The 12,709-nt window shown below is 64.5% G+C and carries 12 protein-coding genes; 6 read left to right on the top strand and 6 right to left on the bottom strand.

Going from position 1 to position 12,709, the window contains the following annotated elements; translation table 11 throughout:
* The first annotated feature begins 36 nt into the window (after nt 1–36).
* From ureE to J3R73_RS03440, 6 genes are read left to right on the top strand one after another with little or no spacing between them, the layout of a single operon-like run.
* The gene (gene ureE, locus J3R73_RS03465) at nt 37–504 is read left to right on the top strand and encodes an urease accessory protein UreE (protein WP_307422397.1); all 468 of its coding nucleotides are present in this window, start codon (nt 37–39) and stop codon (nt 502–504) included.
* Complete coding sequence (locus J3R73_RS03460; protein WP_307422395.1) at nt 498–1,181, top strand: urease accessory protein UreF; 684 nt, start codon at nt 498–500, stop codon at nt 1,179–1,181. Before ureE ends, J3R73_RS03460 begins: the two co-directional genes overlap by 7 nt.
* 27 nt (nt 1,182–1,208) lie before the next feature.
* A complete protein-coding gene (locus J3R73_RS03455; RefSeq protein WP_307422394.1) occupies nt 1,209–1,892 on the top strand; it encodes an urease subunit gamma in 684 nt (227 codons plus the stop codon).
* A 2-nt stretch (nt 1,893–1,894) separates the two neighbouring features.
* The gene (gene ureC / locus J3R73_RS03450) at nt 1,895–3,607 is read left to right on the top strand and encodes an urease subunit alpha (protein WP_307422393.1); all 1,713 of its coding nucleotides are present in this window, start codon (nt 1,895–1,897) and stop codon (nt 3,605–3,607) included.
* On the top strand, nt 3,604–4,254 hold the full coding sequence (gene ureG, locus J3R73_RS03445) for an urease accessory protein UreG (RefSeq protein WP_307422391.1): 651 nt from the start codon (nt 3,604–3,606) through the stop codon (nt 4,252–4,254). The genes ureC and ureG overlap by 4 nt, the downstream gene beginning before the upstream one ends.
* A complete protein-coding gene (locus J3R73_RS03440) occupies nt 4,251–5,132 on the top strand; it encodes an urease accessory protein UreD (RefSeq protein WP_307422389.1) in 882 nt (293 codons plus the stop codon). The genes ureG and J3R73_RS03440 overlap by 4 nt, the downstream gene beginning before the upstream one ends.
* Before the next feature lie 130 nt (nt 5,133–5,262).
* Here the strand turns inward: J3R73_RS03440 and J3R73_RS03435 are convergent, their stop codons facing one another.
* From J3R73_RS03435 to J3R73_RS03410, 6 genes are all read right to left on the bottom strand, one after another.
* Nucleotides 5,263–6,948 carry an FAD-dependent oxidoreductase gene (locus J3R73_RS03435; RefSeq protein ID WP_307422388.1) on the bottom strand — a complete coding sequence of 562 codons (1,686 nt, stop codon included), beginning with the start codon at nt 6,946–6,948 and terminating at the stop codon, nt 5,263–5,265.
* Between the two features lie 15 nt (nt 6,949–6,963).
* A complete protein-coding gene (locus J3R73_RS03430; protein ID WP_307437065.1) occupies nt 6,964–7,266 on the bottom strand; it encodes a UBP-type zinc finger domain-containing protein in 303 nt (100 codons plus the stop codon).
* A 68-nt stretch (nt 7,267–7,334) separates the two neighbouring features.
* Entirely contained in the window at nt 7,335–7,724 is a 390-nt protein-coding gene (locus tag J3R73_RS03425; RefSeq protein WP_307422386.1) for a response regulator transcription factor, read from the bottom strand.
* A gap of 191 nt (nt 7,725–7,915) precedes the next feature.
* On the bottom strand, nt 7,916–8,581 hold the full coding sequence (locus tag J3R73_RS03420; protein ID WP_307422385.1) for a response regulator transcription factor: 666 nt from the start codon (nt 8,579–8,581) through the stop codon (nt 7,916–7,918).
* Complete coding sequence (locus J3R73_RS03415) at nt 8,574–10,154, bottom strand: sensor histidine kinase (protein WP_307422383.1); 1,581 nt, start codon at nt 10,152–10,154, stop codon at nt 8,574–8,576. Before J3R73_RS03415 ends, J3R73_RS03420 begins: the two co-directional genes overlap by 8 nt.
* Nucleotides 10,155–10,256: 102 nt before the next feature.
* On the bottom strand, nt 10,257–12,542 hold the full coding sequence (locus J3R73_RS03410) for an FdhF/YdeP family oxidoreductase (protein ID WP_307422382.1): 2,286 nt from the start codon (nt 12,540–12,542) through the stop codon (nt 10,257–10,259).
* Nucleotides 12,543–12,709: the final 167 nt, after the last annotated feature.

Raw genomic sequence — 12,709 nt, 5'->3', positions numbered from 1 at the left:
CCTGACAGACCAACCTTCGTTCGTGGGAACCTCCTCATGTTGCTCGTCAATCGCGTGCTTGGACATCGACTGGATGACGGCTTCGCCGAACGGCTGCACCACATGGAACATCATGGCCGGGTCGAGTGGCTCCTGCTGCCGGCGGCCGAACTGGCGCGGCGGCGGTTTCGGGCGGTAACGAGCGCCGGTTCAGACCTGGCGATAGCGCTGCCGCGGGACGAGCCGCTGGCGGATGGCGCCGTCCTGCTGTTCGAAGAGCAGCGGGCGATCGTGGTGAAGGTCGACGCCGAGCGCTGGCTCCGGCTCAAACCGCGCGATGTCGCCTCGGCGCTCGAACTTGGCTATCACGTCGGCAACCTGCATTGGCGCGTGCGGTTCGAGGCCGAGGCCATTGCCGTCGCGCTCGAAGGTCCGGAGGAGGCCTATCTCGCCCGGCTTGCGTCCCTGGGCCTCGATACCCGTGTCGAGGCAAGCCCGCCCAAGGCCGGCGAGGCGCCATGTTGAACCTCGTCACAACGATCTGGCAGGCGGATACGGCTTTCCCCAACGGTGGATTTGCCTTCTCCAACGGGATCGAAGGACTGGCCGAGCTCGGCCAGCGCCTGGATGGCGAGGGGCTGATCGACGTCCTGGCGATGACGCTCACGCATCGCTGGAGGGGCATGGATCGCATCGCCGTATCGCTGGCTTTCGCCGCAGGCGACGACATGACCCGCCTCGCGGAAATCGATCATCGCTTTGACGCTGCGACGATTTCCGCCCTGCAGCGATCGGGATCGCGCCGCAACGGGCTGGCGTTCCTGACGGCCCATGCACGGATCGGCACCAAGACCGCCCCGGAGCTGAAAAGGCTGATCGAGCAGCGGCACACGCCCGGCCATCTTCCGATCGTCCAGGGTGCCATATGGCGGGCCTGCGGCATCGATGAGCGATCCGCCCTCGCCGCCTCGGCCTATGGCGTGGTCGCCGGCATGACCAGCGCTGCGGTCCGCCTCAGCCTCGTCGGCGCGGTGGAGGCCCAGCGCTGCCTTGGCGAGACGCTCCCGCTCATCGCAGGTCTGATCGAGGGCGCCGGTCCGGCCGGTTCGCTCTCATGCGACGATTTCGAGGGCCTCACACCGATGCTCGACATCGCCACCATGCGGCATGCGACGTCGGAGATCCGGCTGTTCTCGAACTGACCAGGCTCCATCCTCAGGTAGAAACACATGCTCTTGACCCCGACGGAACTCGAACGTCTGACGATCTTCACGGCGGCGGAGCTGGCGCGCAAACGCTGGGCTCGGGGGCTGAAGCTCAACCATCCGGAGGCCGTCGCCCTGATCACCGATGAAATACTCGAGGGCGCGCGGGATGGCCGCAGCGTGTCGGACATGATGGGCTTCGGTTCGACCATCCTGAGCACCGACGACGTCATGGCCGGGGTCGCCTCGCTGATCCCGATCCTGCAGGTGGAATGCGTGTTCCGCGACGGCACGAAGCTGGTCACCATTCACGAACCGATCCGCCCGCGCGAGGGGGCCGCCGAAGACGGGCTCGAGCCGGGCGCGCTGCTGCCGCTCGAAGGCGACATCGAACTCAACGCCGGGCGTGACCGCATCGAGGTCACGGCGGTCAATACCGGCGATCGGGCGATACAGATCGGCTCGCACTTCCACTTCTTCGAAGTGAACAGGGCGCTCGAATTCGACCGCTCGAAAGCCTTTGGCAGACGCCTCGATATCCCCGCCGGCACGGCGGTGCGTTTCGAGCCCGGGCAGAGCAAGAAGCTGGTGCTGGTCGCCTTCGGCGGCGAGCGCAGGATCAGCGGTTTCAACAATCTCTGCGATGACGCCGCCGATGCAGGCGAGGCGTTGCGCCGGGCCCGCGAGGGCGGATTCAAGGGAGCCTGACCATGGTCACGATGCGACGCAGGGACTATGCCCACATGTATGGGCCGACGGTCGGCGACGGAATTCGGCTGGCGGACACCTCGCTGGTCGCCGTGGTCGAGAAGGACCACACGGTCTATGGCGACGAATGCCTTCACGGCGGCGGCAAGACGCTGCGCGACGGCGCCGGCATGGCCGCCGGCGTTACCGCCGCCGAGGGCGCGCTGGACATGCTGCTCTGCAATGTCGTGGTGATCGACGCGATGCTCGGTATCGTGAAGGGCGATCTCGGCATCAAGGACGGCAGGATCGTCGGCCTGGGAAAGGCCGGCAATCCGGCGATCATGGACGGCGTCGATCCACGCCTCATCGTCTCCCAGGCGACCACGGTGCGCGATTGCGAGGGACTGATCGCCACCGCCGGCGCCATCGACGTGCATGTGCATTTCGATAGCGCCGGCCTGTGCGAGCACGCCATCGCCAGCGGCATCACCACGATGATCGGCGGCTCGCTCGGCCCGATCACCGTCGGCATCGATTCCGGCGGGCCGTTCAACACCGGCAAGATGCTGCAGGCGGCCGAGCACTGGCCGATCAATTTCGGCTTCCTCGGCCGGGGCAACAGCCACAAGCCGGCTTCGCTCGTCGAGCAGATGCGGACGGGCTGCCTGGGGCTGAAGCTGCACGAGGACTGGGGCTCCATGCCGGCGCCGATCGACATGTGCCTGCGCGTCGCCGACGAACTCGACTTCCAGGTGCAGATCCACACCGACACGCTGAACGAAAGCGGGTTTCTGGAAGACACGCTGGCGGCCATCGGCGGGCGCACCATTCACATGTACCACACCGAGGGCGCCGGCGGAGGGCACGCGCCGGACATCATCCGCGTGGCCGGCATCGGCAACTGCCTGCCGTCGTCGACCAATCCGACGAACCCCTACACGGTCAACACCTTCGACGAACATCTCGACATGACGATGGTGTGCCACCACCTCAACCCGGCGATCCCCGAGGACGTCGCCTTCGCCGAGAGCCGGATCCGTCCGCAGACGATCGCGGCCGAGGACGTGCTGCACGATCTGGGCGCCATTTCGATGCTCGGCTCCGACAGCCAGGGCATGGGGCGGATCCACGAGGTGATCTGCCGGACCTGGCAACTCGCCTCGAAGATGAAGGACCAGCGCGGTGCCCTGCCGGAGGACGTGCCGGGCATGGGCGACAACGCCCGCATCAAGCGCTATATCGCCAAATACACCATCAACGCCGCGCGCACCTTCGGCATATCAGGGCATATCGGCTCGCTCGAGGACGGCAAGATGGCGGATATCGTCGTCTGGCGCCCCGGCTTCTTCGGCATCAAGCCGGAACTGGTCGTCAAGGGCGGTTTCATCGCCTGGGGCGCCATGGGCGATTCCGCCGCCTCGCTCATGACCTGCGAGCCCGTGCTGCTGCGCCCGCAATGGGGCGCCTTCGGGCGCGCCGCGCCGGCCCTGTCGGCGTGCTTCGTCCATCCCCTGGCGATCGAGGAGGGGCTTGGGCGGGCATTGGGCCTTTCCAAGGCGTTGCTGCCGGCCAGCGGCACGCGCTCGCTGACCAAGCGGGACATGGTGCTGAACGCGGCCTGCCCCGATATCCGCGTCGATCCGCAGACCTTCGAGGTGTTCGTCGATGGAACCCTGGCCACCTGCGAGCCCTATGACACGCTTCCCCTCGCGCAGCGGTACATGTTGCGATGAACAGGCTCGAACATGATCTCGCCGGCGAGGGGCCCGGCCGTTCGGCGGCCGCGCGCGTGGGCATCGGCGGACCGGTCGGCTCCGGCAAGACGGCGCTGATCGAGGCCCTCATTCCCGTCCTTCACGCACGCGGGGTCGACCTCGCCGTGGTGACCAACGATCTCGTCACCAAGGAGGACGCCGAACGTCTCAGGCGTTCCGGGCTCATCGATCCGCAGCGTGTGTCGGCCGTCGAGGCCGGCGCGTGCCCGCACACCGTCATCCGCGAAGATCCCACGCTGAACATCGCGGCAGGAGACGAACTGGAGGCCCGCTTTCCCGGCGTGGAGCTGATCCTGTTCGAGTCCGGCGGGGACAATCTTGCCTCCACCTTCTCTCTCGACCTGGTGGATTGGTGGATCTTCGTCATCGACGTGGCCGGCGGCGACGACATTCCTCGTAAGAAGGGACCGGGAACGCTGCGCTGCGACCTCCTGGTGATCAACAAGCAGGATCTCGCGCCCCATGTCGGTGTCGACCTGCCGCGGATGCTGGAGGAGGCCCGGACGGTCCGCGCGCAACGCTCCGTCATCCTGACCGACGCGCGCCGGGGCGCCGGCGTGACCGACGTCGCCGATCAGATCATGAAGGCGGTGCTGTTCCGATGAACGCCCCGCCCCAGAGGGCCGATCTGCGGCATGCCGAGCCGGTCGCTCAGGGCATGCCGGGCGCCCGCGATGCGACGGCCCGTCTCAGCTTCGTCCGCGGCGGTGGACGCACCGTGCTGGCGCGCCAGCATGTTCCCTATCCCTTTCACATCACCCGGCCTTTCTCGCTCGACCGCAATCTGCCGGACCTCGCCACGCTCTACCTGCAATCGAGCTCGGGCGGGCTGTACAGGGGCGACAGGCTGGGGCTCGACATCGAGGTCGGCAGCGGTGCACAGGCCCATGTCACCAGCCAGGCCGCGACCGTCGTCCATGCCACGACGGGCGACGAAGCGCGCCTTTCGACGGCGGTGAGACTCCACGCCGATGCCCTGCTCGCCCTCACCAACGACCCCTTCATTCTCTTTCCCGATGCCCATCTTCGTGCCGAGACGGCGGTGACGCTGTCCCCCGGGGCGCGCGCCATCCTGGCCGACGGCTTCGCCACGCACGCCCCCGGCGGAGGCGGCCGCCCCTTCGGCAAATTGCGCACCGAACTCTGCATTCGCGACGAAAGCGGGCGCATTCTGGTGTGGGATCGGGGTGCCGTGAGCGGCATTCAATTCGCCGGCCCCTCTTCGCCGCTCGGCCCCTATCGGGCGATGGGCAATCTGGTGGCGCTCGGCCCCCGGCGATCCGACATCGATACCGCCGCCTTGACGAAGCAGCTCGACGCCCTGGAGTGCCGTATCGGCATGAGCGAACTTCCCAATGGCTGCGGGATCGCCGTGCGATGCATCGCGCCGACCGGAGGCCATCTTTCACGCGGCATGGCGCATGTCTTCACGGCGCTGTTCGAGGCATGGACAGGCCACGTCCCGCTTCCGCTCCGGAAATGACCCCGGCCGGGAGGCCTCCATAGCCATATGGAACTTCGGCTGGCCCTCTCGGTCGGTTATGCCGCTCAGGCGCCTTCGCCAATTTCCAGGTCGACCGCGCTGCGATCGGACACGCTTTCAGCGGGCGACGTCATACGGCTGCTGCAGCCCGGTCCGACATTTCGCGCAATGCCAGATGGATCTGCGCGACGACGGCCGCTCCTTCGCCCACCGCCGCTGCGACGCGCTTGGTTGAGCCGGAGCGGACATCGCCGATCGCAAAGACATTGGGAACGCTGGTCTCGAGCGGCAATGCCGGCCGTCCGGCGGCGATATCGCCCCCTTGAAATGGCCCGCCAGTGACGATGAACCCCTTGTCGTCGGTGGTCACGTATGGCCGGATCCAATCCGTATTGGGATCTGCGCCGATGAAGAGGAACACGTGGCGAAGCGCCTTTGTCGTTTCCAGGCCGGTGGACCGATTCCGAATGATGGTGGATGACAGTCCGCCCTGCGCGTCACCCTCCAGCGATATGATCTCGCTGCCGACATGCAGCTCGACATTCGGAAGCGCCGCGATCCGCTCGATGAGATATTGCGACATCGTCTCTTCCAGTCGGCGCCGCACGATCAGATGCAGGCGCCGGACATGCGGTGCAAGAAATGCCACAGCCTGTCCGGCGGAGTTGCCGCCGCCGACAAGTGCGATCTCTTCGCCCGCGCAGAGCTTTGCCTCGATCGGCGAAGCCCAGTAGGAAACGCCGGCGCCCTCGAACGCCGCAATGCCGGGGATATCCGGTCGACGATACCGGGCACCGGAAGCGACGACGACCGTACGCGCCTTGATACGCTCTCCGCCCGATAGCGTAAGGGTCGGCGTGCCGGATTCCAACGGCGCGAGACTGGATACTTCGAGCGGCAATGCGATCTCCGCGCCAAACTTCAGGGCCTGATTGAAGGCGCGGCTCGCCAACGCCTGTCCGGAAATCCCTGTCGGAAACCCCAGATAGTTTTCAATCCGCATCGATGCGCCGGCCTGCCCGCCGACGGAGCGCTCATCCAGCACGATGACACGCAGCCCTTCGGATGCGGCATAGACGGCAGCGGCCAGCCCGGCCGGACCGGCGCCAATGATGGCGGCATCGTAGATCTCGTTCGGGTCCAGTTTCGGCGTCATGCCGAGGCAGCACGCCGCCTCGCGGTCTGTGGGATGTTTCAGTACGGTTCCCGCCGGACAGACCATCAGCGGCAGGTCCGAGGGCAGGATACCCAGGCGCTCGATCAGGGCGCGCCCTTCGGCATCCGACGTCGCATCGAGAAATATGTGCGGATAGCCGCTGCGGGTCAGGAAGCCCTGCAAGCGATTGAGGGGCGGGGTGCCCGGGATGCCGATGAGCACGGAGCCCGCGCCCCCTTCGCTGATCAGGTTGACCCGGCGCAGGATGAAGGCCCGCATGATGATCTCGCCGACGTCGGCCGATCCGACGATGAGGGCGCGAAGGTGGGCACTATCAAATGCGAAGGCTGTGCAGCCGTCTGCCCCGGCGCGGGCGCCGGCCAGAGAAGGGCGGCCGGACAATTGGCTGACTTCGCCGGATAATTGCCCGACATGATGCGTGGTCACGGCAACCTCGCCCGCCAGCCCGTTGTGGCGGAAGACGTCGAGCGAGCCCTCGAGGACGAGCCAGGCGGGTGCTGTCCGGTCGCCGATGGCGAAGACGACCTCCCCGGCCTCGAAACGACGCGGCGGATTGCTGGCGAAGCGCCTGGCCGTCTCGATCTGATGGGGATCAAGGGTCGGAAACATCTGGTCGTCGCGCGCACCCGGAATTGCCATGGCCTGGATCCCTCTTCAGAAAAACCGCGGGATGGGGCCGCGCTGCGGCGTCTGGTCCGGCAGATCGACGAAGATCTCGTCGACGTAGCACCATCCCCATCCCTCCGGCGGGTCATACCCTTCGATGATCGGGTGGCGCGTCTTGTGGAAATGCGCCGTCGCGTGTTTGCCGATCGATTGATCGCAACAGCCGACATGTCCGCAGGTGCGACACAGACGCAGATGGACCCATTCCTGCCCGATCGCGAGACATTCCTCACAGCCCAAAGTGCCGGGCGTCACGGTCCTGATCGTCACTTCGTGGCGGCATTCTGTCATTGTCGCTCTCCATTTGGCCATGAGATTGTCGATGGGGGGATTTCAGAGATCAAGCGATTGATCAGACCTCAAATCCGCAGAGACGAATTGTCGGGATGCAATGCCCTTTCGAGCAAAGCCATCAGGCTCTCGAATTCAACGGGCTTTCCGAGGAATGCCAGCGCTCCTCCGTCCATCGCAGCGGATCGGGTGCGCTCATCACGATGCGACGTTATGAAGATGATCGGCGGTCTGAAGGGCTCGGTGTTCAGGACCGCCTGAAGCTCTATCCCCGTCATGCCCGGCATCTTGACATCGACGAGCATGCAATCGGTCGTCTGGCGCATGCCATCGGACAGGAATTCCTCTGCCGTCGCGAACAGCCTGCTCGTGTAACCGCATGATTTGATCATGTCGTCGAGCGCCTCGCGCATGGCCTGATCATCGTCGACAATTGCGATAGTCGGTATCGGTGACACGCGTATAGCCCTCCCCTGTTCCGGGAACTCATCGCCCTCTTATGCGCCTCCGAGGTCGGCTGAGATACCATACGAGAGTCTAGGTCGGGCCAGGGCGCTCCACCTGCGGATCGAACCGCCAAGAAACGAAAAATTGTTTTTATATCAACATGTTAAGTCGATAATCCGCCCCTGCTTGAACGCATTCTGCCCTAGGATTTACGGTGCGGCTTCGCCGCTTCGACCAATTCGGCCTTGCGGACGAGATCGGCCACGGACCGCACCTCCATCTTGCGCATGACGTTGCCGCGATGAAGTTTGACCGTGATCTCGCTGATGCCGAGATCAAAGGCGATCTGCTTGTTCATCAGTCCCTTGACGACCGCCGCCATGACCTCGCGTTCACGCGGGGTCAAGGTTTCGACGAGGGCGGCGACGGTATTCCATGCTGCGCTTTCCTCACGTCGGCGCGAGTCCTTGTCGAGTGCGGCCGTGACGGCGTCCAGGACGTCCTGATCCCGTACAGGCTTGGTGAGGAAGTCGACCGCACCGGCCTTCATGGCGCGAACCGACATCGGGATATCCCCAAAGCCGGTCATGAAGATGATCGGCAAAGTGCTGCCGAGCCGCTCAAGCTGGCCCTGAAAATCCAGGCCGCTGAGCCCTGGCAAGCGGATGTCGAGCAGGATACAGCCTGCGCGCTTGAGATCCGCGCCCGCCACAAAGGCCTGCGCGGAACCAAAGGAAATTGCCTCGATCCCGACGGACCGGAACAGATCCACCAGTGCCTCGCGCATGGAGGCGTCATCGTCGACGACGTAGACAGTCGGCCCTTCCCGTGCAACCGTGGCTTGCCGCGTCGATTTCCCGTCAGACATTGGTGCATTCGCCTATTGGCATGATCATTTCGAAGATTGCGCCGCCGTCCTGGTGATTTCGGGCGACGAGATCGCCGCCGCGCAGTTCCAATATGCTGCGACAGATCGAAAGGCCCATGCCCAGGCCCTTCGACTTGGTGGTGAAGAACGGCGCAAACAGCCGAGCCATCACTTCGTCCTGGATGCCGGGACCGAAGTCCCGAACGGACAAGCGCACGAAGCCATCGTCGTCTTCGCGGGCTGAGATCAGCAGCTTGCGCTGCGGATCTTCGCTCGTGCTCATGGCCTGAATCGCGTTTGTGATCAGATTGATGAGAACCTGCTGCAACTCGATCCGAACGGCCTGTATTTCTTTTGTCGCAGTCACATAGGCGAATTCCACCTGGACTGCCTCTTTCGCCAGGTCATGTTCCATCAACGCGAGCGTCTCCTGGATCAACTGCGGTAGGTCGACCGTGTCGGGCAGGCGGAGCCCTTGTGACAACATGGTGCGCGTATTGTGGATGATATCGCTTGCCCGCTGGCTGTCGCGGATCATCCGGTCGGCGGAACGCTTGATCGCTTCAAGGTCCGGCGGCTCGCGATTGATCCAGCGCAGCATGGTCTGCGCATTCACGACCAGCGCTCCCAACGGCTGGTTCAGTTCATGCGCCAGCGAAGCGGAGAGGGCCCCGACCGTCGCCGCGCGCGACGCTCGCGTAAGCTCCGCCTGCGCCTCGAGCAATGCTTTCTGCGTCAGCTCGCGCTCGGTAATATCGACCATGCCGACGATCACCCTGTCGAACTTCGCGGGATCATCCGGCAGACGCATGCTCACCAGCACAAGCCGGGTCTGGCCGTCGGTGGCGATCAGATTGCCCTTGCCTTCGAAATGCTGCCTCTCGTCGAAGATCGCCTCGATCAGATCCAGAAAGGCGGCATCATTCGGCAGGATATGAAACCGCCTGGCGCGGGCCTTCCCTCCGGTCCCGACGTCGCCGAGAAGCTCCCGCGCCGCATCGTTCGCGGCAACGGTGCGGATGAGGGCGAGGCAAGCTGAGATCACATCGGGATGCGCTTTGACGTGGTCCCGGATGCTTGTCACGCCCTGTGCTTTCAGGGCCATCAGGAATGCCCGGACAGCCGAGTAATCGCGCTCCCACAGCGCGACACGGCTCTGCTCGAAGATCCAGCGGAACCGGCTCTCGCTATCCTTGATCTGCTCATTCGACGCAATCAGCTTGCCGCGCGACGCCTCGTTGCGCAGGAGAAGCGCCGACGTGATGACGATCGCCGCCAGCGAAACGATCAGACGCAGGAGAACGCCGAGGTCGACGGCCAAGCCGTGCGCGATCATGAATGAGACGATCGCCAGCGCTGCGCACCCGGTCGTCGCGATCAAGATGCCCTTCCGCGTCAGTATTTCCGACGCAAGCAAGAGTGCGATCACATAGAGCACCGCTATGGCGCTCGTGAGCGCCGTAAAGGCGTCGATGTAGAAAATCGCGAGCGTCAGCAGGATGGCGGCGATTCCGACTGCAACGTCGTACCTCGATGGCAGAGGAGCGTCCGCTGCATTGCTAAACCGAAACATCCTTGTCCCCACATCCCCAGGCAAACGCCGAGCGTATATCTTGCTGCCGTACAGGCCAAAGCCGCTCCCCCGGCGCGGCTTGTCCGGGATAGGCCCGGGCGCCTATGCACAGGCTCGGACCTTGACCGGGACGCCCTTATAGGCCGGCGTGCCTGACCGGCGATCGTAATCGGTGAGGGCGATCACCTTGTTCATCTCCGGATAGTACCCGGCGATCGAGCCGGCCGGAATGTCATAGGCGACGGCCGTGAAGCCGCTCACCGCCTTGTCGGACGCGTCCCCAATGCCGACGATATCGATCCGGTCGCCGTCGACGAGACCGCGCGCCGCGAGATCGCGCATGTTCATGAAGATCACGTCGCGGCGGCCGAATACACCGCGGTAGCGATCGTCGAGGCTGTAGATCGTCGTGTTGTATTGGTCGTGGCTCCTGAGCGTGGTCAGAACCAAGGCATCGGCATCGCGAAGACGCGGATCTTCATCCAGGCCGGGCGCGACAAGGAACTGCGCTTTACCCGAATCCGTCGCCCACCGACGGTCGGATGCCGGGACAGTGAGGCGAAAGCCGCCGGGTTTGCGGATGCGCAGGTTGAAGTCATGGAAATCGGGAAAGACGATCTCGATCTTGTCGCGGATGCGGCTGTAGTCATCGACCATCCCGTCCCAATCGATGCCGTATTTTGAGCCAAGCGTCGCCTTGGCCATTCCGGCGATGATCGCCGGCTCGGATTTCAGTTGATCGCCCGGTGGCTTCAGGAACCCCTTGGACGCGTGGACCATCGACATGGAATCCTCGACGGTGACCGATTGCACGCCCGCCGCCTGAAGGTCTCGATCGGTGCGGCCGAGCACGGGCAGGAGGAGCGAGGTCCTGGCGATCAGGAGGTGCGAGCGGTTGAGCTTCGTTGCCATATGGACGGCCAGATCAAGCTTCCGCATGCCTTCGAAGGTGGTTTCCGGATCGGACATGGCGACCGCCAGGTTGCCGCCGAGGCAAATGAGCGCGTTCGACCGGCCTTCGACGATCGCTTCGATCGCCTCGACGGCGTTATGGCCCTTGTCGGCCGGCGGACGGAATCCGAATGCCTTCTCCATCCCGTCGAGCAGCGCCTTGCCGGGGATCTCGGTGATGCCGACCGTGCGGTCGCCCTGGACATTCGAATGGCCGCGAAGCGGGCAGATGCCTGCGCCCGGCCGCCCGATATTGCCGCGCAACATCAGGAAGTTGGCGAGCTGCTGGACGTTGGCGGTGCCGTTTGCATGCTGCGTCAGCCCCATGCCGTAGCAGAGGATCACGCTCCCAGCGTTCAGATAGACCTCCGCCGCGCTGTCGATCGCCTCATATGACAGGCCCGACTTGGCCAGAATCCCGTCCCAGGCGGTTTGATCGATATCGGCCTTCACCTGCTCCAGTCCGATGGTGTGCTCGGCAATGAAGGCGCGGTCGAGGACGCCGGGGCCGCCCCCGGTGATATCGGCGGCGTCCCGCTCGAAAATACGCTTCATCAAGCCTTTCAGCGCGGCGAGATCGCCGCCTGAGCGCACCTGATGGTAGGCCGATGCGATCCGCGTCGATGACAGGGTCGCCATTTCCACCGGGTTCTGCGGCGCCGCGAATGTCTCCAGCGCGCGTTCCTTCAACGGGTTGAAGACGATGATCGGCACGCCGCGCCGCGCGGCGTCGTGCAGCGTCGTCATCATGCGCGGATGGTTCGTGCCGGGATTATGGCCGAAGCTGAAAATCGCATCGGCGTGATCGAAGTCCTCCAGCGTGACCGTGCCCTTGCCGACGCCGATCGAAAGAGGCAGCCCGACGCTGGTCGCCTCGTGGCACATGTTGGAACAATCGGGAAAGTTGTTGGTCCCATAGGCGCGGACAAAGGTCTGGAACAGGAAGGCCGCCTCGTTGGAGGCGCGGCCCGAGGTATAGAACTCGGCTCTATCGGGATCGGGCAAGGCGCGCAGAGCCGCGCCGATCATCGCGAATGCCTCGTCCCAGCCGATCGGGAGATAGCGGTCACTGTCGCAGTCGTAGAGCATCGGATGCGTCAGGCGGCCCTGGTCTTCCAGCTTGTGATCCGACCAGTCCCATAGCTCGGAGACGGTATAGGCGGCGAAAAAATCCGGGGCGGCACGCTTTGCCGTCGATTCCCAGGTGATCGCCTTGGCGCCGTTCTCGCAGAACTCGAAGGAACTCGTGTGTTTCGGATCAGGCCATGCACAGCCGGGGCAGTCGAAGCCTTCCGGCTGATTTGCCTTCAGCAGCGTCGCCGTGCCCTGCGCGATGACCTGCTGGCGCGCCAAGGTCTCCGCCACCGCCTTCAACGCCCCCCAGCCGCCCGCCGGTGCCGTATAGCGCTCGATGCCGTCGGGCCGCTTCTGCGTCATCATCCGCTCCAATTCGACTTGAACACGACGCTGCCCGGCAGCGGGATACAGGCTAAACAGTCGCAGAGTTGCGGCCTGCTGTCTTTGATTAAACGCCGCTTTCTTCCGCGCCGCACCTGTACCGAAGTATAGGTCCGGCTAGACCAGCATAGAATTTTCCGCCCTGC

Source organism: Labrys monachus, assembly GCF_030814655.1.
GTDB lineage: Bacteria > Pseudomonadota > Alphaproteobacteria > Rhizobiales > Labraceae > Labrys > Labrys monacha.
This window is presented reverse-complemented; position numbering and strand designations above follow the sequence as displayed.

What these genes read in the sequence shown, in the direction of transcription:
- J3R73_RS03430 (WP_307437065.1), bottom strand. Translation starts at nt 7,266, where the DNA reads ATGACAGAATGCCGCCACGAAGTGACGATCAGGACCGTGACGCCCGGC.
- ureG (WP_307422391.1), top strand. Translation starts at nt 3,604, where the DNA reads ATGAACAGGCTCGAACATGATCTCGCCGGCGAGGGGCCCGGCCGTTCG.
- J3R73_RS03455 (WP_307422394.1), top strand. Translation starts at nt 1,209, where the DNA reads ATGCTCTTGACCCCGACGGAACTCGAACGTCTGACGATCTTCACGGCG.
- J3R73_RS03420 (WP_307422385.1), bottom strand. Translation starts at nt 8,581, where the DNA reads ATGTCTGACGGGAAATCGACGCGGCAAGCCACGGTTGCACGGGAAGGG.
- J3R73_RS03410 (WP_307422382.1), bottom strand. Translation starts at nt 12,542, where the DNA reads ATGACGCAGAAGCGGCCCGACGGCATCGAGCGCTATACGGCACCGGCG.
- J3R73_RS03460 (WP_307422395.1), top strand. Translation starts at nt 498, where the DNA reads ATGTTGAACCTCGTCACAACGATCTGGCAGGCGGATACGGCTTTCCCC.
- J3R73_RS03415 (WP_307422383.1), bottom strand. Translation starts at nt 10,154, where the DNA reads ATGTTTCGGTTTAGCAATGCAGCGGACGCTCCTCTGCCATCGAGGTAC.
- J3R73_RS03440 (WP_307422389.1), top strand. Translation starts at nt 4,251, where the DNA reads ATGAACGCCCCGCCCCAGAGGGCCGATCTGCGGCATGCCGAGCCGGTC.
- J3R73_RS03435 (WP_307422388.1), bottom strand. Translation starts at nt 6,948, where the DNA reads ATGGCAATTCCGGGTGCGCGCGACGACCAGATGTTTCCGACCCTTGAT.
- ureC (WP_307422393.1), top strand. Translation starts at nt 1,895, where the DNA reads ATGGTCACGATGCGACGCAGGGACTATGCCCACATGTATGGGCCGACG.
- ureE (WP_307422397.1), top strand. Translation starts at nt 37, where the DNA reads ATGTTGCTCGTCAATCGCGTGCTTGGACATCGACTGGATGACGGCTTC.